Annotated in this window: 22 protein-coding genes and 2 pseudogenes; 9 read left to right on the top strand and 15 right to left on the bottom strand. The window is 62.5% G+C overall.

Annotation, left to right across the window (positions count from 1 at the left end):
- From AC0L3L_RS26040 to AC0L3L_RS26025, 4 genes and pseudogenes are all read right to left on the bottom strand, one after another.
- Positions 1–696: IS256 family transposase (locus AC0L3L_RS26040; RefSeq protein WP_473639771.1), on the bottom strand; the 696-nt coding region annotated here is incomplete at its 3' end.
- Between the two features lie 200 nt (positions 697–896).
- The gene (locus AC0L3L_RS26035) at positions 897–2150 is read right to left on the bottom strand and encodes a DUF5996 family protein (protein WP_473639769.1); all 1254 of its coding nucleotides are present in this window, start codon (positions 2148–2150) and stop codon (positions 897–899) included.
- Between the two features lie 89 nt (positions 2151–2239).
- Positions 2240–2545: pseudogene (locus AC0L3L_RS26030) on the bottom strand (pirin-like C-terminal cupin domain-containing protein); the annotation flags it as partial.
- 232 nt (positions 2546–2777) lie between these two features.
- Entirely contained in the window at positions 2778–3671 is an 894-nt protein-coding gene (locus AC0L3L_RS26025) for a LysR family transcriptional regulator (RefSeq protein WP_473527161.1), read from the bottom strand.
- 154 nt (positions 3672–3825) lie between these two features.
- On the opposite strand from AC0L3L_RS26025, the gene AC0L3L_RS26020 reads away from it, so the two are divergent.
- On the top strand, positions 3826–4479 hold the full coding sequence (locus AC0L3L_RS26020; RefSeq protein ID WP_473549350.1) for a hydrolase: 654 nt from the start codon (positions 3826–3828) through the stop codon (positions 4477–4479).
- Between the two features lie 103 nt (positions 4480–4582).
- Positions 4583–4822 (top strand): hypothetical protein, encoded by a 240-nt coding sequence (locus tag AC0L3L_RS26015; RefSeq protein ID WP_473639767.1) that lies wholly within the window; start codon positions 4583–4585, stop codon positions 4820–4822.
- A gap of 98 nt (positions 4823–4920) precedes the next feature.
- Here AC0L3L_RS26015 and AC0L3L_RS26010 read toward each other — a convergent pair.
- The 4 genes and pseudogenes from AC0L3L_RS26010 to AC0L3L_RS25995 all read right to left on the bottom strand — a co-directional run.
- Positions 4921–5007 (bottom strand): annotated as a pseudogene (locus AC0L3L_RS26010) (IS5/IS1182 family transposase); the annotation flags it as partial.
- A gap of 221 nt (positions 5008–5228) precedes the next feature.
- Positions 5229–5777 carry a dihydrofolate reductase family protein gene (locus AC0L3L_RS26005; RefSeq protein WP_473639781.1) on the bottom strand — a complete coding sequence of 183 codons (549 nt, stop codon included), beginning with the start codon at positions 5775–5777 and terminating at the stop codon, positions 5229–5231.
- Positions 5778–6006: 229 nt separating this feature from the next.
- On the bottom strand, positions 6007–6933 hold the full coding sequence (locus AC0L3L_RS26000) for an SRPBCC family protein (RefSeq protein ID WP_473639765.1): 927 nt from the start codon (positions 6931–6933) through the stop codon (positions 6007–6009).
- On the bottom strand, positions 6930–7271 hold the full coding sequence (locus AC0L3L_RS25995) for an ArsR/SmtB family transcription factor (RefSeq protein ID WP_123149632.1): 342 nt from the start codon (positions 7269–7271) through the stop codon (positions 6930–6932). Before AC0L3L_RS25995 ends, AC0L3L_RS26000 begins: the two co-directional genes overlap by 4 nt.
- A gap of 465 nt (positions 7272–7736) precedes the next feature.
- Here AC0L3L_RS25995 and AC0L3L_RS25990 point away from each other — a divergent pair, with 465 nt between their 5' ends.
- The gene (locus tag AC0L3L_RS25990; RefSeq protein WP_473639763.1) at positions 7737–9380 is read left to right on the top strand and encodes an MFS transporter; all 1644 of its coding nucleotides are present in this window, start codon (positions 7737–7739) and stop codon (positions 9378–9380) included.
- A 103-nt stretch (positions 9381–9483) separates the two neighbouring features.
- Here the strand turns inward: AC0L3L_RS25990 and AC0L3L_RS25985 are convergent, their stop codons facing one another.
- Together AC0L3L_RS25985 and AC0L3L_RS25980 are read right to left on the bottom strand one after the other, a co-directional pair.
- The gene (locus AC0L3L_RS25985) at positions 9484–10905 is read right to left on the bottom strand and encodes a coiled-coil domain-containing protein (protein ID WP_473527153.1); all 1422 of its coding nucleotides are present in this window, start codon (positions 10903–10905) and stop codon (positions 9484–9486) included.
- Positions 10906–11313: 408 nt separating this feature from the next.
- Positions 11314–11589, bottom strand: a complete 276-nt coding sequence (locus AC0L3L_RS25980) for a TauD/TfdA family dioxygenase (RefSeq protein WP_473639783.1) — start codon at positions 11587–11589, stop codon at positions 11314–11316.
- Here AC0L3L_RS25980 and AC0L3L_RS25975 point away from each other — a divergent pair.
- Positions 11527–11931 (top strand): LysR substrate-binding domain-containing protein, encoded by a 405-nt coding sequence (locus tag AC0L3L_RS25975; RefSeq protein WP_473639779.1) that lies wholly within the window; start codon positions 11527–11529, stop codon positions 11929–11931. The two genes, AC0L3L_RS25980 and AC0L3L_RS25975, sit on opposite strands and share 63 nt — an antisense overlap.
- A 454-nt stretch (positions 11932–12385) precedes the next feature.
- Positions 12386–12670 carry an SCP2 sterol-binding domain-containing protein gene (locus AC0L3L_RS25970; RefSeq protein ID WP_095492699.1) on the top strand — a complete coding sequence of 95 codons (285 nt, stop codon included), beginning with the start codon at positions 12386–12388 and terminating at the stop codon, positions 12668–12670.
- A 61-nt stretch (positions 12671–12731) separates the two neighbouring features.
- Here the strand turns inward: AC0L3L_RS25970 and AC0L3L_RS25965 are convergent, their stop codons facing one another.
- Positions 12732–13295 carry a GNAT family N-acetyltransferase gene (locus AC0L3L_RS25965; RefSeq protein ID WP_473639777.1) on the bottom strand — a complete coding sequence of 188 codons (564 nt, stop codon included), beginning with the start codon at positions 13293–13295 and terminating at the stop codon, positions 12732–12734.
- Positions 13296–13565: 270 nt separating this feature from the next.
- Positions 13566–14699, bottom strand: a complete 1134-nt coding sequence (odc2, locus tag AC0L3L_RS25960) for an ornithine/lysine decarboxylase (RefSeq protein WP_473639761.1) — start codon at positions 14697–14699, stop codon at positions 13566–13568.
- Between the two features lie 542 nt (positions 14700–15241).
- Between odc2 and AC0L3L_RS25955 the strand changes: the two genes are divergently transcribed.
- From AC0L3L_RS25955 to AC0L3L_RS25940, 4 genes are all read left to right on the top strand, one after another.
- A complete protein-coding gene (locus AC0L3L_RS25955; protein ID WP_473527152.1) occupies positions 15242–16441 on the top strand; it encodes an amidase in 1200 nt (399 codons plus the stop codon).
- 1 nt (position 16442) lies between these two features.
- Positions 16443–17342, top strand: a complete 900-nt coding sequence (locus AC0L3L_RS25950) for a LysR family transcriptional regulator (RefSeq protein ID WP_473639759.1) — start codon at positions 16443–16445, stop codon at positions 17340–17342.
- 84 nt (positions 17343–17426) lie between these two features.
- Positions 17427–18095, top strand: a complete 669-nt coding sequence (locus tag AC0L3L_RS25945; RefSeq protein ID WP_473486445.1) for a DUF1007 family protein — start codon at positions 17427–17429, stop codon at positions 18093–18095.
- A 4-nt stretch (positions 18096–18099) separates the two neighbouring features.
- The gene (locus AC0L3L_RS25940; protein WP_473639757.1) at positions 18100–19236 is read left to right on the top strand and encodes a nickel/cobalt transporter; all 1137 of its coding nucleotides are present in this window, start codon (positions 18100–18102) and stop codon (positions 19234–19236) included.
- 212 nt (positions 19237–19448) lie between these two features.
- Here AC0L3L_RS25940 and denD read toward each other — a convergent pair whose 3' ends face one another.
- The 3 genes from denD to AC0L3L_RS25925 all read right to left on the bottom strand — a co-directional run bounded on the left by denD (position 19449) and on the right by AC0L3L_RS25925 (position 21678).
- Entirely contained in the window at positions 19449–20426 is a 978-nt protein-coding gene (denD, locus tag AC0L3L_RS25935) for a D-erythronate dehydrogenase (protein ID WP_473486443.1), read from the bottom strand.
- A gap of 1 nt (position 20427) precedes the next feature.
- Positions 20428–20634: a hypothetical protein gene (locus AC0L3L_RS25930; RefSeq protein ID WP_123149641.1), complete on the bottom strand. Its 207-nt coding sequence runs from the start codon at positions 20632–20634 to the stop codon at positions 20428–20430.
- Positions 20635–20697: 63 nt separating this feature from the next.
- Entirely contained in the window at positions 20698–21678 is a 981-nt protein-coding gene (locus tag AC0L3L_RS25925) for a cation diffusion facilitator family transporter (protein WP_473639755.1), read from the bottom strand.
- Positions 21679–21840: the final 162 nt, after the last annotated feature.

Below are 21840 nucleotides of genomic sequence, written 5' to 3'. Positions count from 1 at the left end.
ATGGTCGTCGGAGACGACAAACTCGACGCCGGCGAGCCCGCGCTGCTTGAGCCCTGCCACGAACGCGCGCCAGCTCGAATGGCTTTCCCGGTTGGCCAGTTCGACACCGAGCACCTGGCGCCGGCCCTCCCAGTCGACCCCGATCGCCACCAAGACCGCCTGGCTGGCGATCACGCCGGCCTCGCGCGCCCGCTCGTAGCGCGCGTCCAGAATGAGATAGGGATAAGGTTCGGCAAGCCGCCGCTCAAAGAACGCCTTCAGCGCTTCATCCAGCCGCGCCGTCGCCTGGCTCACCGTCGAGGCCGAGAAGGAATGGCCGCACAGCTCCTCGGTGATCGCCTTGACCTTCCGGGTCGACACGCCTTGCACGTACATCTCGACCAGCGCCGACACCAATGCCTTCTCCGAGCGCTGGTAGCGCTCAAACAACTCCGTCGAGAACCGGCCGGCCCGATCTTGCGGAACCCGAAGCTCCAGCACGCCAACCCGCGTCACAAGCTTGCGTTCGTAATAGCCGGACCGGTAACCAACCCGCTCCGTCGTCCGCTCGCCCTTCTCGGCCCCGATCGCCTCCGTCATCTCGGCTTCCAAAGTCTCCTGCACCACAGTCTGCAAAACTCTGCGGAAGCCGTCCTCATCCGACAACAGCAACGCTTTCAACCCGCCTCTGCTCAGTCTAACGTCTCGCTTGGTCATGGCACTCCCCTTCCACGGGAATCGGTGGTCGTAACATCACCAGCGTGCCATGGCCGCCCCTCGCCTCAGAGCAAGGGCCGTTCTCTCTCCAAAGCTTTTTGCAGAACCTTCAGGACACTATCGCACCAGATCGCAGCACCCAGAAGATGCCGTTCAGCATGCGCCGCAATGCGAGTGGTCGGATTAGTGCTGTTGGCAGCCTATGACCGAGGAAGCACATCCTGCCATTCCGGATGACGGTCGATCTGCGCTTTTGCGAACGGACAAAGCGGAATGATATTGACCCCTTCGCGTCGTGCATCCTCGACTGCCTGGCGCACCATTTGCTCGCCGACCTTTCGGCCGCGCAAGGCTGCTGGAACTTCTGTATGGTCGATGATGATCAGTCCCTCGCCGGCGCGGCTATAAGTCATCTCGGCTTCGACGCCATCGATGACCATCCGGTAGCGTCCCTTGGATGCGCCGTCCGCCCGTTCAACCTTTTCGTCGGTCGATGAAGGGGCCTTCTTCGGCAGCTCGGCGTGTGGCGGCCGCACCTGCCCCGGCCGCCCTTGCATGCACTCCAGCAGATCGCGGTCCCATCCCCCGAGATCGGCGGCGGCCTCGTAGGTCGAGACGAGAAACGCCAATAGGGTCTCGTCGCCATCGGCCGCCGACTGCACGGCATCGTAGGGCAGGATGAATTCCGACAGGCCGTCATGCCAAAACGCGGCATCCGGCCTGACCGATGCGCCTCGAAAGCCGTTCGGCGTCGGATAGGCGTAAGCGTAGAAGGCGGGATAATCGATGCCGCCGCCGCCCGGCCAGAAGCCTGCCGAGGAGACCTCGCGGTCGTAGGCCTCCTGCGTCACTTCGTCCGGCAATGCCGGAATGCCGCCCGGATGGAGAGGAGCACGCCTCCCTGAGAAGCGCGTGACGGCCAGATCGAGAGCGCCCCAGAACAGGTGAACCGGGCTGGATTTGCCGAGAAAGGAGGTCCGGAACGTTTTGAAGACCCTGTCGACCGCAATCGACGCGTGATGGAAGCGTTGAACGGCGTCGCGATCATAGGGCCGGTCGCGATGATCTTCGGCGAAGGGTACCGGGTTCGGCACTTCGTTCGGTTGGCCGTTGAAGGTCGGCGTGCCGCCGAGTTCGGAAACCAGCCGGACGAAACTGGCGTGGAACGCTGCGACCGTAGTCGGCCCGAGCGCAAAGGACGCCTTGCGGCCGTCGCCGCTCGTGCCCACGACCATGTGGTCTCGAAGGTCGAACAGGATATCGATGCCAGGGCCGTCGGGGATCGGCGAGGATGTCAGGCCACGAGGCGTGACGTAGAAAGTCGCGTTCCAGGAATGGTTGAGCCACGGGGTATGAGCCAGCCGATACTTGCCGGCGATCTGCAAGTATAGATGCAGTGCGGAACACGTCTCGCGCCAACTGAGGTAGTCGAGGTGGGGCCACTTGTTGCTCATTTTCGCTGTCTCCATCCTGCATTCAATCGGCACGCGAGATCGTTCTTGTCGTCCTCGACCGCCCGAGCAGCGTCCGCGCGATCACCTTATCAGCGCCGGTCAGTCCCGAAGAGAAATATGCGGTCATCGATCGGGAGATCGAAGCGTCCCATGCCCCAGTTCTCAGCGCGCCATTCGACCTTTGGCCTCTTCGATTCGCTCCCGGGACGAGGCGACGAAGTTCCACCAGATATAGCGCGGTCCGCTGAGCGTTGCGCCGCCGAGGATTATCAGTTGCGCGCCTTGGCGGCCGGCCGCGACCGTGATCCTGTCGCCCGGGCGAAGACCATCATCTGAGGTGCCTCGTAATCCTGGCCGGCGATCGGTATCGAGCCTTCGACGATGTAGATGCCTCGCCGAACCTCGAAACCGCCAAGGTCGCGGAAACGCGGAACGATGAGGGTTTCGATTCGCGTCGAGGCCAACCTCATCGGGGCAGCCTCGCCCCTCGCCGATGAGAAGGCGCATGCCCGGTCTCCGCCAATCTGCACAGCGTGAGCGGGTCGAACGTGCAGGCAATAATGCCGCCGAGGCCGGTGGCCCGCAGGCGAGCGCGTCGTCTGCCAAGGCTTCGCGGATGTCAGTGCTTTAACGGTCGAGACCCCAGAGGTGGGGATTTCGTTCGAAATGCTTGATCAGCATTTCGGTGACTGTGCGTATCTTGCGTGCCGGGTGCTGCCCCGGCGGTCGGATGACATATGCACCCGCCGGCGGTGGCGGATAGCGTGACATGATCGGAACGAGCGCGCCGGAGGCCACATAGTCATAGGTGATGCAATCGGGGAGCCAGGCGATGCCGAGTCCTGCTGCTGCGGCGGCGGCGAGCGCCGTAGCGTTGTCGGCCTTGAACCTGCCCTGCGGCTGAACCGTGACGATCTTGTCGCCATCCATGAGTTGCCAGGCTTCGGTTCCCTGCATGAGGGACTGATGGGCAGCGAGCTCAGCCGGCGTCTCAGGGGAACCGTGCGCACTGATATAGTCCGGGCTGGCGACCAGTTTCCCATAGATCGGCCCGACACGTCTCGCGATCAGGTTGGAATCCTGAAGGTAGCCAACCCGGATCGCACAATCAAAACCTTCGGTGATGAGATCGACGAAGCGATCGCTGTAGGAGGCATGGATGTGGAGGTGCGGGTGGTGTCGCGCCATGTCCGCGAGCACGGGGGCGAAGTGAGTCGGGCCGAAAGAAAGCGGCATGGCAACTCTCAGGCGGCCGCGCAGCTCACCTGTCGGGAGGATCGTTTCCCTGGCTGTGTCGATCTCGGCGCTGGCTCGGGCCGCATGGTCCCTGAACGTGATCCCTGCTTCCGTAAGCGCTGCCCCGCGTGTCGTTCGTGCAAGCAGTTGGACGCCAAGCTCCGCTTCGACCCGAAAGAGTCGCCGGCTGACGATTGACTTGGAGACGCCGAGCCGGCGCGCGGCGGCCGATACGCCCCCTGCATCGGCCACTGCGACGAATGTTTGTAGATCTTCGATGTCCAATTCGGCGTTCCTCGTTTCGCGACACAGCTTGCCCGACTATGGCACTACCGCATCGCCAAAAGGAACAGCAAATTGCGTCCAGGCAACGTCGCCCGCTGGCGCATGTCTCCCGTGAACCCATTGCCGTCCATAGCGGCAGAGAAAGGAAGTTTTGATGACCCCTCGTAACGGCCTCGATTCGCTTCTTCGTCCCGAAGATTCGGTCCTCGTTCTGATCGATCACCAACCTTATCAACTCGCGAACCTGAACAGCCACGATCCGCATATGGTGGTCAACAACACGACCGCGCTGGCGAAGCTAGCAAAAGCCTTCAATGTTCCGACCATTCTCACCAGCGTGATCGCGGCGCGCGGTGGACTTCTCTTTAAGCAGATCACCGACGTATTTCCGGACCAGGAAGTCATCGATCGCACCTGGGTGAACACCTGGCAGGACGAGAATGTGGTGAACGTCGTCAAGGCGACCGGCCGCAAGCAACTGATCATCGCCGGCCTGTGGACCGAGGTCTGCGTCGCAATGCCTGTCATCCAGGCCGCCGGCGAAGGCTGGGACGTGACCGTGATCACCGACGCGTCGGGCGGGATTTCGAAGGAGTCTCACGAAGTTGCCATCCAGCGCATGGCCGCGGCCGGCGCGAACGTGATGACCGTGATGGCGCTCGCTGGCGAATGGCAACGCGATTGGGCGCGCACCGAGCATGTCGAGGAGCTGACCGAGATTCTCATCCAGCACTTCGGCGGCAGCGGCATCGCGTACCTCTGGGAACAGCAGCTGCTCAACACGCCGGTGCCGAGCGCCGCGAGCTAATCTGAATAGGGATGAAGAGCATTCAGAACGATGCGTCGCAAGGAAGTTGAACACGCATCGTGCCTCGTCATCCCACGGCACTTGCCATTCAGATATAGAAGCGATGAACGGAAAAGCTGCACCCGCTGGGCCCGGCTGGCCTGAAATCATCGCTTGCCCCGTCTGCCTGACCGTACTGGCTATCGGCGGGGGTGACGGCCTGGTTCGGCTGGATCTTGACCCGGTGGTGCTCGGCTTGATTCTGACGGCGCTTTCAGGCGTTGGCGGCATGGCTGGCTTTTTCGCGGCCTTCCTGCTGCGCATCCGGTCCTGGACGGCCTTCGGCGTGCGTCGCACGACCTAGCGCTGGATCGTGATCGGTGCCGGGGTCGGCGTCGTCGCCTTCTTCGCGAAACTGGCTCTCATGGTCCTTACAAGTGCGGCCACATGATCAAGTTCAGGATCATGGCGGAAAGTGCCTATCGGTTTGTTGAGTAGCAACGGCTGGATCACGCGCCATTCGAAGTCAGTCAGGTAATATCGGCTCATGGTGAGCCCTGAATCAGAATCCGGCGCGATGTGAAAGCAGCCAGTCGGCAACGCCCCCAATTCAGCTGTTCCGAGCTGGCCGCGCCAAACCCATAAGCGGTCAATCACAATTTAAGGTGATGGCAGCTACGCCCCTTGGCCGTCGATCGTCTGGAGCGCGCCGCTTCCCCAAGACCTCCCATTTCGACAAGCCTAGTTGACGGGAAAGAGCGGATCGATCGTCATTGTCTGCTCTCCGGCGCGTAATGGAGGATGACAACACCTGACTTGAGCGTCTTCGTCTCCAGATGCTTCAGGGGTATCCGGTTCGGGCCGCCCTTGAAGAGCGGCGTGCCTCTCCCGAGAATGACGGGGTTGATCCCGAGGTGATACTCGTCGATCAGGCCGTGCTCCATCAGGGTCGCCGTCAGGTCGGCGCTGCCGAACACGAAGATGTCTCCGCCGTCCCTGGTCTTCAGCTTGGAGACTTCTTCCGCGACATTGCCGTTGAAGAGCTTCGTGTTGTTCCAGTCGGCGCTTTTCAGCGTGCGCGAGAAGACCACCTTCTCGATCTTGTTCATGAAGTCCGCGATCCAGCCTTGCTCGGACGGCCAATAGGCTGCCATGAGCTCGTAGGTCACGCGGCCGAAGATCAGCGTGTCGGCCTTTTCCTGGGTCTCACGAATGTTGTTCTCGAGTTCTTCTTCGAAGACGAACCAGCTGATGTCCCTGTCCGGACCTTCGAAGAAGCCGTCGACGGTCACCATGTCCCATATGATCAGTTTTCTCATAGAACCCTTCTCTTCGTGTATCCCTTTGTGAATTCTCGGCCCCATCCCGCCAAAGCGGAAGCGCATGTTGGTGATCTGCCCCGCTTCCGAGACCTCGGTCTTCTCCAGCCTGACCGGCTCCATGCCCTCCTGACTGAAGAGGCGGATGCCGTCGCCGATGAGGACGGGCGCGACATGGATGGGGACCTCGTCCATAACCTAATTCGGGCCGACGGGAAGTCGCAGCATTTCAGCGGGATGAGACGAAGCGTTCCAGTTTGCCCAGAGTTTGCAGTCCCAGTTCCACGGCACCGAAGCCCTTCGCCTCCTGGAACTCGGCAGCCGTGCTGAATACCATGCCCAGCGTTACCTTCGTTGCCCCGTCCTGATCCTCGAACGAGGCCCAGGCGTCGGCATGTTTCGGCCCGTTTTCGCCCCAATGCAGCGTATAGCCGATCCTCTCCTCGGGCCGGACCTCGTTATAGAGATGGTGGTTCGGGAAGACCGTGCCGTCAGGCGCGATCATGTCGAATACCCACTCGCCGCCCGCTCGCAAGTCGATCCTCTTCGTTCGACAGGAGAAGCCTTCCGGCCCCCACCATTGCGGCAGCGTTTCAGGGTTCATCCACGCGCCCCACACGATGGACCGCGGCGCCTGGATTACCCGCTGCAGCACCATGGTCCGTTCGGCCGCGCCCGCGAGGTTGTCCAGGCCGGCACCGAAGCCTGCCCGGTAGCCTGCCTCCATGTCCTGCGCCAGCGATGAAAGCTGCACCGTCACGACCAGCCGGCTGCGCTCGTGCGTTCCCGAGATATCCGCCGTCACCAGCGCGATCGATTGCGTCACGCCTTCGGATGAGATCACCTCGTAGTTCACGCTGCACAGCGCCGGCTGCAACGCCAGCCAGCCGCACTCGCAGCGGATGTCCGGATGGCCCTCTACCTTGCAGAGCGAGACCTCGCGTCCACCCACCCTGGTATCGGCCTCCAGGAACTCCACGGTGACCGAGGGCGATGGCGCAGCCCAGATCGCCCGCGCGGCCGGCGCCGTCCATGCCTCCCACAGCACGGCCAATGGCGCGGCCACGTCCCGTTCGAAGGTGAGCGTCGCAAAGCGGCCCTTCCTATCATCAGGCGCCGCACGGGTCGCACTGTTTGTAACGAGGTTCTGTGTCATTCTTCGCTTTCCTTCATCACATTCATCACAAATGCATCCAACCGGTCGAGCCGAGCCTCCCAGATGGCGCGCTGTTCATCGAGCCATGTCCGCACCGGATCCAGGGCCTCGGGTACGATGGCGCAGGTGCGTATCCGCCCGTCCTTGGACGTGGTGATCAACCCTGCCTCCTCCAGCACGGAAAGGTGCCGCATCACCGTGGGCAGCCGTAGTCCCGTGGGGCCAGCCAAATCCGTCACCCGCGCAGGTGTTTCGGCGAGCCTGGTCAGGATCGACCGGCGGGTCGGATCAGCGAGCGCATGGAAGAGCAGCGAGAGAGCAGGATCATGCTTAGCCATGTCGCTAACTATCGCCCAATCTGCCGGTGGCGCAAGCGAAAACTTCGTCAAGTCGCTAAGTATTTTTTGCCCAACGCGCCGAGTTCTTGGAGCAGGCGGCTTCCGTTGCCGAGTCCGCTGGGAAGTTGCTCGCAGCGATGCGAGCGCAGGCCGATGCCTGCAATCGAAGACAAATTCCTGAAGCCGCCAGTCCGCTTCCCACCAATCTCAGCCGTACGCGTTTTATGGGTTCACGGCAGAAGGCAGCGGGGCGCGGCGGGCAGAAAGTCGGCCACCTCACCGAAGCGCTTCACGCGGCCTGCAAGAATGGCCGCTGACCTGTTCCAGCCACCGCTATCTTATTGTTGGACCATGATCTTCTTTGAAAAGGCGTTCGCCCTTTGTGAAGTCATGCTCTACTTCTAGGGGACGGCATGAGGGCAACGATTCTGGAAGAACGCAGCATTTGAAGTCGGGGAAGCATCCATGATCGACGACGAGCCGGACAGCGAACGCGTCTCGGCGCTGGCGCCGTTCCGGCACGGCATTTTCCGCGCCGTATGGTCCGCCAGTCTGGTCTCGAATTTCGGTGGCTTGATCCAGGGCGTCGGCGCCGCCTGGATGATGACCACGATCGCCACCTCGTCCTATCAGGTTGCGCTGGTCCAGGCGTCGACCACTTTGCCGATCATGCTGTTTGCGCTCGTTGCCGGCGCCATCGCCGACAGCTTCAATCGGCGCAAGGTCATGCTGATTGCCCAGATCTTCATGCTGGTCGTCTCGGTTCTGTTGACCGTGTTCACCTATCTCGGCTTGATGACGCCGTGGACGCTGCTCGCCTTCGCCTTCCTGATCAACAGCGGCACGGCGCTTTACAACCCGTCATGGCAGGCTTCTGTCGGTGACATGGTGCCGCGCGCCAAGCTGCCTGCGGCCGTCGCGCTCAACTCCTTGGGCTTCAACCTGACGCGCAGCGTCGGCCCGGCGATCGGCGGCATCATCGTTGCCGCCGCAGGTGCTGCAGCGGCTTTTGCCGCCAACGCTTTGAGTTATGTCGGGCTCCTCATCGTGCTTGCCCGCTGGAAGCCGGATCTGCCGGCCTCGACACTGCCGCGCGAGACGCTGGGCGCGGCGATGGGCGCCGGCCTGCGCTACGTCGCCATGTCGCCCAATATCGGCAAGGTGCTGGTCAGGGGTGCGGCTTTCGGCTTCAGCGCCGGCGCGGTTCTGGCGCTGCTGCCGCTGGTGGCGCGCGATGTCGTCAAGGGCGATGCCTTGACCTACGGCATCATGCTCGGTGCGTTCGGTATCGGTGCAGTAGGCGGCGCGCTGATCAGCGTCCGGCTGAGGCAGATCCTGTCCAGCGAGGCGATGGTGCGCATGGCATTCGCCGGCTTCGCGCTCTGCGCCTTCAATGCCGCCGTCAGCGACCACGCCTGGCAGACGTCGCTCGGGCTGTTCATCGGCGGCGCCTGCTGGGTGATCGCGCTGTCGCATTTCAACGTCACCGTGCAGATGTCGACGCCGCGCTGGGTGGTCGGCCGGGTGCTCTCGGTCTATCAGACGGCGACCTTCGGCGGCATCGCGCTCGGCAGCTGGATTTGGGGTGTCGTCGCCGATGCGCATGGCGCCGAATTCGCGCTGATCGCGGCCGCTGTCGCGATGCTGGCGGGCGGCGCGGTTGGCCTTTTGTTGCCGTTGCCGCAGCAGGCGGTGCTCAACCTCGATCCGCTGAACCGTTTCAAGGAGCCGCATCTTGCGCTCGACCTAAAACTGCGCAGCGGCCCCATCGCCATCATGATCGAGTACATTATCCGCGAGGAGGACGTGCCGGAATTCCTAGCCACCATGGCTGAACGCGGCCGCATCCGCCGCCGTGACGGCGCCCGCAACTGGACGCTGGCGCGCGATCTCGAAAATCCCGCAATATGGATCGAGCACTATCACACGCCGACATGGCTCGAATACATCCGCCACAACAAGCGGGCCACCCATGCCGACGCTGTAATCGGCGAGCGCGTACGGGCGCTGCACAGCGGCGACGAGCCGCCGCGCGTCCGTCGCATGATCGAGCGTCCGACAACCGCCGGCACCACGATCGTCATGCCGAAAGGACCGATCGAGCATTAGGCCGTGCCGGTGTGTCCAGTTGGATGAACACATGACGCTCCAATCCATGCGCCAAGCTGATGGGTAACACCGTACACTAGTCGGCGCAGCCCCCACCCACGCCTTAGGATGCAGCGCGCAGGCTCGTACGGACGCGCCGCCTGCTTGTGGCGCGGGTCTTCTCCGCCACGACACCGGTGATCTCGACCACGCCGTTCTCATGCGGCCTGGCGTTTGTGACCTTGTGGAGACGCTCATAGGGCAACAGTTCCTTGACCCGAGCATCGAGCAACGCGACTTCGGCTCGCAGATCCTCGCATTCCTGCCTCTGGACATCGAGCTGTATCTGTTCGGATGCCTGCTGCAGGGAAAGCTGCGAAAAATTCGCGCTCACCGTCGAGAGGTGCATCTTGTCGTTTTCGTTCTCCTTTCTGAGAGCGGACAACCTTTCCTCCGCAATTTGCTTTTCGGCCACAGCGTCGCTGCATTGAGCCTTGAGATTGGCGATCTCGCTGGCGGCTTGACTGTTCTCGTTCGAGGCAACTTCCAATCGTGATTGGAGGTTGCGAATTTCAGAACGCAGGCCGCCGATCTCCGTGAAACTGCGCGTACGCTCGGCTTCCCTGTCACCTTCCATGATACGGGCCGCTTCCGTCATTTCCGACAGCTTCGCTTGCGCGACATCGAGCGATTTCTGCAGCCGCATTTCCTCTTTCTCGCTCTTGCCAAGCGCAGCCAGCAGTTCCGAAAGTCGCGCCGCGTCATTGGCATGAATCGTCGAGAGTTCATCCAGCCTGTGCCGCGCCTCAGCTTCCCGTTTCAGCGCCTTGTCGAGATCGATCGACAGGCTGACATGTTTTTCCCTCAGTATCTCGTTCTCGCGTGCGCATCTGTTGGCCTCGGCCGTTCTGGCCGAAAGCGTCTTGACGAGGTCGCCGAACTCCGCTTCGCGTTCTGCGCTCGCATTGCCTGCCCTGACGAGTTCCAGCCTTGCTGCAGCCAGCGCACCGCGAAGTGCCTCCTTGTCGTCGACCAGGCTTATCTCGCGCTGCTGCAGGGCCTCGACAGCGCTTTCACCTTCGCGCTGCTTTCTGGTCGCGTCGTGGAGCTGCTCCGACAGCACTCTTTGCTGTGTGGTCAGGCTGACATTTGCCAGTTCCAGCTCGTTGGCGCGAAGAATGTCCCCGTGAAGCAGCTTCAGGAATTCGCCTGTCAGATGATGCGAGGTCGCGATTTCCGACAGTTTCGTGTTGATCTCCTCCAGATACTCCCGTGCATCGTCAAAGAGCCCATCAACGGCATTTAACGCAGCCAGTCGGGTTTGTGTATGGGAAGTCAGCCGTAATGCGATCTCGGGAGTATCCGCATCGTCCTCAGGCTGAGAGTTGTCATTCTTTGCCGCGAGATTCTCATCCGGGACGTCATTCAACGGCGATTGGTAGTCTAGGTTCAGACACTCATCGAATGCATCCGCCAAATCGGCTTCGAGCTCCTTGAATGCTCTGTCCACCTTCTCGGCACGCTTGATCAGACTTTTGATTCTCATGACTGAACGTCCCCCCCTTCTAGCGCCACCACGGAGTCTTGATCCTCGCCTGCCGGATACGGGTTCATCCTACCTCCCCTGACGCGGTCGCCGCGTGAGACGACCGCTCTTGAACCTGCTGTCATGGTCCCGTTTACACCACCCTGAGCGCAAGAGGCCGAGTCCACGCTAGGGACAGGCTTGGCCACTGTCCTCGTCTGTTTGAATGATGCAAACTGTAACTGCCCTGATTGCCGCCGGCTTTCGGGCAAACAACAACCTCCGGAGGAACGTCCGCCGGAGTTCAAGACCTTGGGTACCGACAGCTACTGACCGCGCATCCGCGATCATCGTCGTGCCGCTATCGGGAGAGGACGCGAATGCGGCTCTGAAACTCACCCCGATCGACATAGCATCCCCGCAGATGTCTCAGCCCGTGTTTGGGTTGAACGATTGGCGGCCGTGAAGCACCCGGCGATTGTCGAAGACCGCCATTTCGCCGGCCTTGAGGGCGGTAGACTTCTGATAGAGCGTTCGCGGATGTTGCTGGAGCTGAATGACGAAATATTCGCGACCTTGCACGCGCGGGGCACGCACGGTTCGGTCCGCCTCGGGGCTCCCGAAGCCTACGCGCATCTCTTTGTGCCACAGGTTCTCGCCCGTTTCGCGGCGACCAACCCCACAATGACAATCGAACTTTCTCATGCGCCGTCGTGCCAGCTCGTACCCCAGCTCAAGGCAGGTAACATCGATTTGCTGCTCTGTGTCGGGGGCCACGAGCCACGCCAGTGGCCGGTCTCCGAATTGTGGCGCGGTCCGTTGAAGTGGATCATGTCCGCACAGCATTCGGCCCATTTGCAAGACCGCTCCCGTTGGCCCTTTCTCCAGGGGACTGTCCATGGCTGCCACCATGGCTGGATGGGTATTTGTGGCGCGGCACCGCTCTTCGCGCTCTTGAACGAGCCGGCCGGCGTTACAAAATCGTGTCTACGGCCACAACAGTCGAAGGTCAGCAGGCTGCTGCCTTGGCGGGTCTCGCCGTGGTGATCTTGCCGGAAGCAACGCTGGTGCCCGGACTGCGGGCTGTAGGGAGCGACGAGGGCCTGCCCGACCTGCCGGAGACTGCCGTCTTGTTAGTCAAGGCACGGGAGGCTCGCCAGCCCGAAACAGACACGCTTGCTACAGTGATCATGGATACATTCGAAACGATAAGGGCCGCCGCACGACGAGAACCTGTTGGGCAGCCGAAATCCTCGTAAAACAGGTAATGCCCTGCGCGACCTTATCTCTCCAGCCACGCAAACGCGCACCGGGCAGCATCGACGGGGCAGCTTCGCTGCGGCGATAAAACCCATTCTCATCTCGGGGAACCGCGTTGACGTAAACGTCAACCCAAAGCTATATGCGCCAGCGACCGTGATCGCGAAATGGGCAAGACGGCGACTTCGGCCAGACCGAAGTGCCAATCTGCGACAAACGCAACGAGACGAGGAGAACGGCCATGGGCGTTCAGGAAATTGCCGACAAGATCAGTGCGCGCGTGGCGAGTGCCGGGTTCGATCGTTCGGTGAAATTCGATACCGGCGGCGACGGTGTCATTGTCATCGACGGCGCCACCATCTCGACCACCGACGCGCCGGCCGACTGCACCATAAAGCTTTCGCTCGACGACCTGGAGTCGCTGATATCAGGCGATCTCAACCCGACCATGGCGTTCATGTCCGGCAAGATAAAGGTCGAAGGCGACATGAGCGTCGCCATGGCGCTGAGCCAGTTGATCGGCTGATCCAACCAATCGGGATGGAAACAAGCCGCCGCCCGATGGGCGGCGGCTTGTTTCCGATCCGTCAGGCCGCGAGCGGCAGTCGCTGTGACTTCAGCTTGCGCCCCGTCGCCTTCAGCGTGCCCTGCGCGCCGGCGAGTACGCCTTCCACCAGCTCCAGCGCCAACAGGCGGTGCCGCTCATAAGGGCCCGGCATGGCAAGCGAGCCGGTTTTTTCCGCCGAGAACCCGAAGCGCTCATAATAGGGCGCGTCGCCGACCAAAAGGATCGCGGCGTGACCGAGACGCGCGGCTTCAGTGATCGCATGGCGCATCAGCGCCGAGCCGATGCCGGCATTCTTGATTGTGGGATCGACGGCGAGCGGGCCAAGCAAAAGGGCTGCCCGACCGCCCTCGCCCAGCACCACGTCCCAGAGCCGTACGGTGCCGGTGACGGCACCCGTCGCATCACGTGTGACAAAGGCCAGGCCTTCCGAAGGCCGGCGGCCGCGCCGCAGCTTTTCCGACGATTTTTTCCGGCGCTTCGGCCCCATGGCGCGATCGAGCAAAGCCTCGCGCGCCGAAACGTCAGCAGCGGTTTCGGCGGCGATGACGAAAGCGCCAGCAATCTCCCCCCTCGAGGGGGAGATGTCGCCAAGGGCGACAGAGGGGGTCGCCGCGCGTGAAGCGCCGGCCCCACACAGTCCGAGAGAGGTCGCGACAGCTGAGCCGACCCTCTCTGGCCGCTTTGCGGCCATCTCCCCCACAAGGGGGGAAATTTGCCGGCTCACGCCGCCCTCAACAATGAAATCCAAAACGTCCATTTCCGCGATCCTTCACGAGCGGATTGTTCCACAGGCGAACCGAAGCGGGCGATCTCGTCGCCCGCACCGGGTGATCTGACCGGCTCTTGCGAGCCGTCAGATCACGTAGGATCGGAGAGGCTCAAAGCCGTTGAAGGCGACCGAGGCGTAGGTCGTCGTGTAAGCGCCGGTGCCCTCGATCAGCACCTCGTCGCCGATGGTCAGCGACAGGGGCAGCGGATACGGCGTCTTCTCGTACATCACGTCGGCCGAATCGCAGGTCGGGCCGGCGAGCACGCACGGAGCAGTCTCGGTGCCGTCATGCGCGGTCACGATCGGGTAGCGGATCGCCTCGTCCATCGTCTCGGCGAGACCGCCGAACTTGCCGATGTCGAGGAAGACCCAGCGCACATTGTCGTTGTCGGCCTTCTTCGAGATCAGCACGACTTCCGATTTGATGACGCCGGCATTGCCGACCATGCCACGGCCCGGTTCGATGATCGTCTCGGGAATCGCGTTGCCGAAATGCTTGCGCAGTGCCGAGAAGATCGCCTGGCCATAGGCCTGTGCCACCGGCACATCCCTGAGGTAACGGGTCGGGAAGCCGCCGCCCATATTGACCATCTTGAGCACAATGCCTTCCTCGGCGAGCGTCGCGAACACCTTTTTGGCGTCACCGAGGGCGCGGTCCCAAGCGGTCAGGTCGGTCTGCTGCGAGCCGACATGAAACGACACGCCATAGGCGTCGAGGCCGAGCGTCCTGGCATGGCGCAGCACGTCGACCGCCATCGCCGGCACGCAGCCGAACTTGCGCGACAGCGGCCATTCGGCGCCTTCGCCGTCGGTCAGCACGCGGCAGAACACACGGGCGCCGGATGCAACGCGGGCGATCTTCTCGACCTCCTCGACGCAGTCCACCGCGAACAGCCGGATGCCGAGCTGATAGGCGCGCTGGATGTCGCGCTCCTTCTTGATGGTGTTGCCGAAGGAGATGCGGTCCGCCGGCGCACCGGCGTCCATCGCCATCTCGACTTCGGCAACGGAAGCGGTGTCGAAGGACGAGCCCATCGCAGCAAGCAGGCGCAGGATTTCCGGCGCCGGATTTGCTTTCACCGCATAGTAGATTTTCGAATCGGGAAGCGCCTTCTCGAAGGCGCGGAAATTGTCGCGCACGACGTCGAGATCGACGACGAGGCAAGGGCCGTTCGGACGTCGGGTGGCGAGGAAGTCAAGGATGCGCTGGGTAGCCATCGGGGTCTCTCCATCAGCGCCTTTCGGCGCGCACAAAGGCTGCGGGACGCGGGTCATCGACCTCGCGAACACGCGGTGGACAAAGGCGGGACGTCAATCCATGGAACCAGCCGGTGGAGACCCCGGAACCATGAAGCGCCGTCTCGCGGCGGTGAACCTTGGCCTTGCCCGGCCTCGGTTCGCTTTGTCTGCCTTGGCTTGGATGGGAGACCCGTCCGCACTGCCGGCAATGAAGGTGTGCCTCTTCAGTAACCCCGGTCTTTGGACGACCGGCAGAACACCAGAAAGGCCCGCACCGTCGTTGCTTCAAGGTGTCCTCGGTCTGGCGGTTGGCCGCTAAACCGACTGGAGGGGTTAGCTCCAGTTACCTTACCGATATCCCTCACCATTTTGAGGATCGGCGGACACCCACAGGCACGTGCGACTTTGGGCAAGCGCGATATAAGAGCGAAGGGTTTCACAATCAATAAAAATCGTATGGCAGGTTGTAAAATTCCTGGCACCGAACAATGTTGCAACAACTGTATCCGGATATCGAACGCATGACAGGCACTCGCGGCCCCCTGAACGCTTTTCTCGACCTCGACGATATCCCGGTATCCAATGCGCAATCCGGCCTGCTTGCCGGCCTGCGGCTGGCCGTCAAGGATATCTACGACGTGGCCGGCTACCGCACCGGCTGCGGCAATCCACAGAAATACCAGGAGGCTTCACCCGCTTCGGCGACAGCGCCGGCCGTCCAGGCGCTGCTTGATTCGGGCGCGCGCTTCGTCGGCAAGACGCAAACCGACGAGTTGGCCTTCTCCCTGATGGGGCTGAACGCGCATTTTCCGTCGCCGGTCAATCCAGCAGCGCCGGACCGCATCACCGGCGGCTCGTCCTCCGGTTCCGCCGCCGCGGTCGCCGGCGGGCTGGCCGACATCGCCATCGGATCCGACACCGGCGGCTCGATCCGCGCGCCGGCAAGCTTTTGCGGCCTGATCGGCCTCAGGGTCACGCATGGCCGCATCTCGCTCGACGGCACCATGCCGCTGGCCCCCTCCCTCGATACGTTCGGGTGGTTTGCCAAGGATATGGCCACCTATGACAAGGTCGGCGCGGTGCTGCTTGGCAATGATCTGCATCGCGACGAATTGCAGAGTCCGCTCGCCCTGGATGTGCTGGACGGGCTCGTGCTCGGCCCGCGGGAGGCGGATGAATACCGCGGCATGGTCCGCCATGTCTCTTCGGTAATGGGCACACCGCGGGTCATTGCGCCGCTCTCGCATTCCACCGACGAACTTTACTGGTGCTTCCGCACGCTGCAGGGGTACGAGGCGTGGCAAAATCATGGTGCCTGGATCTCGCAGGGTGACCGGATGCTCGGCCCCGGCGTCAAGGGGCGTTTCGAGCATGGCGCGACCATCGACGTCGCAATCGCGCAACGTGAAACGGAACGTCGCGTTTCGTTTCGTCTTGAACTTGTCGACCTGCTTGGCGATGACGGCGTCCTTGTGCTGCCGACCGTTCCGGGTGCCGCCCCGCTCAAGACCGATTCCTTCGATGATTTGCAGACCTATCGCGAACGCGCGCTAAGGCTGCTGTGCCTCTCCGGCGTGTCGGGCTTTCCGCAGATCACCCTGCCGCTGGGCCATGTCGACGGCGCCCCTTTCGGCCTCTCGCTGCTCGGACCTGAGAACAGCGACCGGCAGTTGATGGCGCTTGCCGCGCGCATCCTTTCAGCCCACCAAAGGAGCGCATGACATGGATACGCTGACCCGCATGCGCGCCTTCATCGACGTGGTCGAGGCCGAAGGTTTTTCGGCGGCAGCGCGCAAGATCGGCCGCTCCAAGGCGCTGCTGTCGAAATATGTGCGCGAGTTGGAGGACGAGCTCGGCGCGTTGCTGCTCAACCGCACCACCAGGCAGTTCTCGCTAACCGAGGCCGGCCACACCTATTACCGCCGCGCCTCGGAAATCGTCCGCGAGGTCGACAGCCTGGCCGATGCGGTGCGCGAATCCTCCGGCGACGTGCGCGGCAGGATCAAGCTGTCGGCACCGCGCACTTTTGCCGACGCACCGATCGGCCAATCGCTGATCGACTTCGCCAAACAACATCCCGACATCGTGCTCGACATTCATCTCGACGACCGCTTCGTCGATCTGGTCGAGGAAGGTTTCGATCTCGCTGTGCGCATTTCGCGGCTGGAAAGCTCCTCGCTGATCGCCAGGCGTCTGGCGCCGTTCTCGGTGCGGCTCTGCGCATCGCCCGAGCTGATTGCCAAGCACGGCATGCCGGTGCGGCCGCAGGACCTTGGCCGCGTGCCCTGCATCATCGACACCAATGGCCGCTGGCTGACCAACTGGCCGTTCAAGGGCGACAGCGGCGACACGGTAACCGTTTCGGTCTCCGGTCCGATCGAGGTCAACAGTCCGATGGCGGCAAGGGCCGCCGCCGTGGCGGGATTGGGATTTTCCATCCTGCCGGATTTCATCGCCGCGCCCGACATCGAAAGTGGCCGGCTAGTGACCGCGCTGAATGACCGCATCCTGCTGGGTGGCGGCATCTTCGCCGTCTATCCGCACCGACGCTATTTGCCTGCGAAAGTTCGCGTCTTTGTCGATTTCCTGGTGCAGTGGTTCAAGACGATTGACAATGCATGAGCTTTTAGCCGCCGGGAGTCCCATTTTCGCCCCCTTTCTGGTAACTCTCGATATTTACCCAAGCTGATGGAATCGCGACCGAGAATGCACCTGAAACGGCAAGCAATCATGATGGCTTCGGCCATGGCGGCGACATTTGCCACGGTCGGGCCAGCAAATGTGCATCCCCACGTCTTCGCCGAGGCTCGCCTCGAAGTGATCCTCAGCCCGGATCACCAAAGTGTGAAGGCCTTGCGCCATGTCTGGCGCTTCGACGATTTGTTTTCGAGCACGGTGATGATGGAGTTCGATAAGAATTCCGACCTGAAGCTCGACGACAAGGAGCTGAAGGAAGTCGCCGACACCGTCCATGCTTCGCTGGCGGAGTTCAATTACTTCCAACTCGTCACCGTCGACGGCAAGGACGAGGCGATGAACCCGCCGCCGCAGCTGATGGCAAATTTCGACAACGACCAGCTCATCATCCTGTTCGAATCCGAACCGAAGGCGCCGACCAGGCTGGCCGGCAAGATCGATATCGGCGTCTATGACCCGACCTTCTACACAGCGATCGATTTCACCGAGGACGCCAATCTGCAGGTCGCCGGCTTGCCGTCGACATGCACGAGCAAGGTCGTTCGTCCGAACCCCGACGAGGCGCTCGCCGAGAACCAGAAGACCCTGACGGACGCCTTCTTCAACGATCCGACAGGCACCGATATGAGCAAGATCTTTGCGACCAAGCTCGAACTGAACTGTCAGCCAGAAGGATAATCCGGTGACGAAACCGTCCCTGCGTTTGGCTTTCGGCCTTTTGGCAGCCGCCCTTGTGATGACGCACGTCCTCGGCTCCGCCCACGCACAGAGCTCGCTCGGCATCGGCACCAATGACGGGATAGCTCCCACCACCGGGCCGTTCGCCCATATCCTGATGTGGATCAATCTGCGTCAGCAGGAATTCTACCGCGCGCTTGCCGGCGCGATGAAGGCAATGCGCGAGGACGGCAGCAAGCTGTGGCTGCTTATCGGCCTGTCCTTCGCCTACGGCATTTTCCATGCCGCCGGCCCCGGTCACGGCAAGGCGGTGATCTCGTCCTACATGGTGGCGAACGAAGTCGCGCTCAAGCGCGGTATCATGCTGTCCTTCGTCTCGGCCCTGCTGCAGGCGCTGACGGCGATCCTCGTAATGATGCTCGCCTACTTCGTCCTGCGCGGCACCACCATATCGATGACCGACGCGGCATGGTTCCTCGAAGTCATGAGTTTTGTCTTCGTCACCCTGTTCGGCGCCTGGCTTTTGTGGCGCAAGGCCGGCCCCGCTATCCTTCGCCTGTTCGGCGCGAACCCTGCCTACAGCCTGTCGGCGGCCCATGCCGGCCATTCGCAAACAGGCCACTCACATTCCGCCGATGCTCATTCGGCGCATTCCCATGCGCTTCACGCACATGGCCATGATGGCCACAACCATGATCATGGCGCACACGACCATCACCATGACCATGGCGGGCACGATCATCATCACCATGCGGGCGAGGTCTGCGAGACGTGCGGACATTCACACGCGCCCGACCCGGCGCTGCTTTCCGGCGACCGCTTCGACTGGCGCACCGCCTGGTCGGCGGTGGCTGCGGTCGGTATCCGCCCCTGCTCGGGCGCGTTGATCGTGCTGAGCTTTGCCATGCTCAACGGGCTGTGGTTCGGCGGCATCCTGTCGGTGCTGGCGATGGCGCTCGGCACCGCGATCACGGTCTCGATCTTGGCGACGCTGGCGGTGACGGCCAAGAACTGGGCAGTCTATTTCGCCGGTGACGGCCGCATGGGCAACCGCATCCATTCGATCGTCGAGATCGGCGGCGCAGCCTTCGTGTTTTTGTTCGGGTTGCTGCTGTTGTCGGCCAGCCTGACTGGCGGATAGCGCCTCGATCGGACGCGCAGCCTCCAAACTGAACCAGGAATTGTCGACCTCGGCGCCGCCCCTCATCGCCCTGCCGGCAACGCCGGCCATTGGCGAAATCACCGATGAGAGCGCCCCTCGCCCCGTTTACGGGGAGAGGATGCCGGCAGGCAGGTGAGGGGCAGCGCCGAGATCGGCAATTTGTGTGTCGCCGCTGGCCCGAATATCGACACCTAACCCGCGATCTTCCCATCCAGCTCGTCCTCGATATGGGCGCGGATGATGTCGTCGAAGCTGGTTTCGGCGGCAAAGCCAAGCTCCCTCGACCGCCGCGCCTCGAACCGTGTCGGCCAGCCCTTGACGATCGCCCAGATCGTATCGTCGGGCTCCTCGCGGATCAGTTTCACCGCCTTGGCGCCGGCAATGCGTTCCAAGGCCTCGATCTGCTCGCCGACCGTGACGGCGACGCCGGGCATCGTCAGATTGCGGCGCGGCCCGACGGCGCTGCCGTCGATCCCTGCTGCGTGGATCAAAAAATTCACCGCCGAGCGCGGGCTGGCGTGGGTGTGCACGACAGAGCGCGGCACCGGCAATATTGCTTCCTGGCCGCTCAACGGCTCGCGGATGATGCCGGAGAAGAAGCCCGAAGCCGCCTTGTTGGGCTTGCCTGGCCTGACGCAGATGGTCGGCAGCCTGATGCCGATGCCGTCGAAGAAGCCGCGCCGCGTATAATCGGCGAGCAATGCTTCGCCCATCAGCTTCTGCGTGCCGTAGGAGGTTAGCGGCGTCGGGTGGAATTCGTCGGGGATGATGTCCGGAAACGGTGCGCCGAACACGGCGATCGACGAGGTGAAGACGACGCGCGGCGCAAACCCCGCCAGCCTTATGGCATCGAACAGCGCCCTTGTGCCGTCGAGATTGACGCGATAGCCGAGATCGAAATTGGCTTCCGCCTCGCCCGACACGACGCCGGCGAGATGGAAGATCACGTCGGGGCGCGACGCGACCAGCCGTTCCATCCCGCCCGCCGCGGCGAGATCGCCTGTATGGATGGTGACGCCGACGCCTTCCAGCGCCGGCGCCTGCGGCGGCACGATATCGTGAAGGTCGAGCGCGGCGATCTTCCGGCCGCTGAGCGTTCCGTCCTTCGCCAGCCGGGCGATGAGCTTGCGGCCGACCATGCCTGCCGCGCCGGTAATCAAAATACGCATATCAATGATCCTTTTTGCGCTGGCTGCGGCCACGCAGCCAAAACACGACGAAAATGGCCACCATGAAGACAGCGGCAATTACAGCGGCAAGAATGGTCGAGACACGGCCGGCCGCCAGCATCACGGTTGGCAAATAGTAGGCGGCGATGCCGAACAGCAGCAGCACCCAGAGGGCGCCTATCGCCGCGTTGCGCGTGTCGCGATCCATCACGCGGCCCTGACGCGGCGGGAATTCATCAAGTTCGTTATCAATGCCATGGAACTCCCGGTATCAGTGATAGTGGCCATGATGCGGAGCCGCATCGTGCCCATGGTCGTGCTCGCCATCGTGGCCATCATGGCTGTCGGCGCAATGGCCGAATTCCGGTTCTACGGTGGCGTGGGCAATGCCATGCTCGGCGGCAAGCCGCTTCTTGATGGCGCTGACCGCCTTGTGGGCATCTACGCCATCGTAGAGGCAAGCATGCAAGGTCGCCATGTTGCTTGACCCGTCGAGCGACCAGACATGCATGTGATGCACCTCGCGCACGCCCTTGACTGTCGCTTCTATGTCCCTGGCGATCAGGTCGCGATCGAGGCTCGCCGGCACGCCTTCGAGCAGGACATGGGCTGCTTCGCGCATCAGCGACCAGGCCGTGGACAGGATCAGCAGCGAGACGAGGACGGACAGGATCGGATCGATAGGCGTCCAGCCCGTTGCCAGGATGACCAGCGCAGCTATGATCGCCGCCGCCGAGCCAAGCAGGTCGCCGAGCACGTGCAGGATGGCACCGCGCATGTTCAGGCTGTCGCGGTCGCCGCCATGCAGCACGAAGAAGGAGCCGATATTGACCAGCAGACCGGCGATCGCGACGACCAGCATCGGCCCGCCGAGCACGGGCGCAGGCGTCAGCAGGCGTTCCCAAGCCTCATAGATGATCCACAGCGCAATGACGAAGATGGCGATGCCGTTGGTATAGGCGACCAGCGTTTTGACCCGGCCGAAACCATAGGTGAGGCGAACGGTGGCCGGCCGGCCGGCCAGATGAAAAGCATACCAGGCGAGACCGAGCGCGATACAGTCGGCGAGCATGTGGCCGGCATCCGCCAGCAGCGCCAGCGATCCGGTGAAGAGACCGCCAAGCGCTTCCACGACCATGAAGCCGGCGGTCAGGCAGGCTGCGATCAGCACCCGTTTCTTGTCGGTCGAGCCGTGCACATGACCGGCGCCGTCGCTGTGGTCATGCCCTTGCGAACCATGGTCATGCGCCATCTGCAAACTCCTGTTAGAGCCTGATCCATCCCGGCAGAATCAGGATGGAGGCTCAATCTCGTTTGACCATGATCTTGCCCGAATCCGGCCTCCACTTTTCGGGATCATGATCCTTGTTGTTTGACCATGATCTTGCCCGAAAACCGGCCTCCACTTTTCGGG

The organism is Mesorhizobium sp. WSM4849 (assembly GCF_055811385.1).
The sequence above is the reverse complement of the archived record's forward strand: the minus strand, read 5'-3'. Positions and strand labels throughout refer to the sequence as shown.

Bases quoted from the DNA above. Each gene is read 5' to 3' on its own strand.
- AC0L3L_RS25985 (WP_473527153.1), bottom strand. From the start codon at position 10,905: ATGAGAATCAAAAGTCTGATCAAGCGTGCCGAGAAGGTGGACAGAGCA.
- AC0L3L_RS26000 (WP_473639765.1), bottom strand. From the start codon at position 6,933: ATGACACAGAACCTCGTTACAAACAGTGCGACCCGTGCGGCGCCTGAT.
- odc2 (WP_473639761.1), bottom strand. From the start codon at position 14,699: ATGGCTACCCAGCGCATCCTTGACTTCCTCGCCACCCGACGTCCGAAC.
- AC0L3L_RS25945 (WP_473486445.1), top strand. From the start codon at position 17,427: ATGCACCTGAAACGGCAAGCAATCATGATGGCTTCGGCCATGGCGGCG.
- AC0L3L_RS25925 (WP_473639755.1), bottom strand. From the start codon at position 21,678: ATGGCGCATGACCATGGTTCGCAAGGGCATGACCACAGCGACGGCGCC.
- AC0L3L_RS26015 (WP_473639767.1), top strand. From the start codon at position 4,583: ATGAACGGAAAAGCTGCACCCGCTGGGCCCGGCTGGCCTGAAATCATC.
- AC0L3L_RS25950 (WP_473639759.1), top strand. From the start codon at position 16,443: ATGGATACGCTGACCCGCATGCGCGCCTTCATCGACGTGGTCGAGGCC.
- denD (WP_473486443.1), bottom strand. From the start codon at position 20,426: ATGCGTATTTTGATTACCGGCGCGGCAGGCATGGTCGGCCGCAAGCTC.
- AC0L3L_RS25930 (WP_123149641.1), bottom strand. From the start codon at position 20,634: ATGGATCGCGACACGCGCAACGCGGCGATAGGCGCCCTCTGGGTGCTG.
- AC0L3L_RS25995 (WP_123149632.1), bottom strand. From the start codon at position 7,271: ATGGCTAAGCATGATCCTGCTCTCTCGCTGCTCTTCCATGCGCTCGCT.
- AC0L3L_RS26035 (WP_473639769.1), bottom strand. From the start codon at position 2,150: ATGAGCAACAAGTGGCCCCACCTCGACTACCTCAGTTGGCGCGAGACG.
- AC0L3L_RS25955 (WP_473527152.1), top strand. From the start codon at position 15,242: ATGACAGGCACTCGCGGCCCCCTGAACGCTTTTCTCGACCTCGACGAT.
- AC0L3L_RS26005 (WP_473639781.1), bottom strand. From the start codon at position 5,777: ATGAGAAAACTGATCATATGGGACATGGTGACCGTCGACGGCTTCTTC.
- AC0L3L_RS25990 (WP_473639763.1), top strand. From the start codon at position 7,737: ATGATCGACGACGAGCCGGACAGCGAACGCGTCTCGGCGCTGGCGCCG.
- AC0L3L_RS25980 (WP_473639783.1), bottom strand. From the start codon at position 11,589: ATGAGAAAGTTCGATTGTCATTGTGGGGTTGGTCGCCGCGAAACGGGC.
- AC0L3L_RS26020 (WP_473549350.1), top strand. From the start codon at position 3,826: ATGACCCCTCGTAACGGCCTCGATTCGCTTCTTCGTCCCGAAGATTCG.
- AC0L3L_RS25970 (WP_095492699.1), top strand. From the start codon at position 12,386: ATGGGCGTTCAGGAAATTGCCGACAAGATCAGTGCGCGCGTGGCGAGT.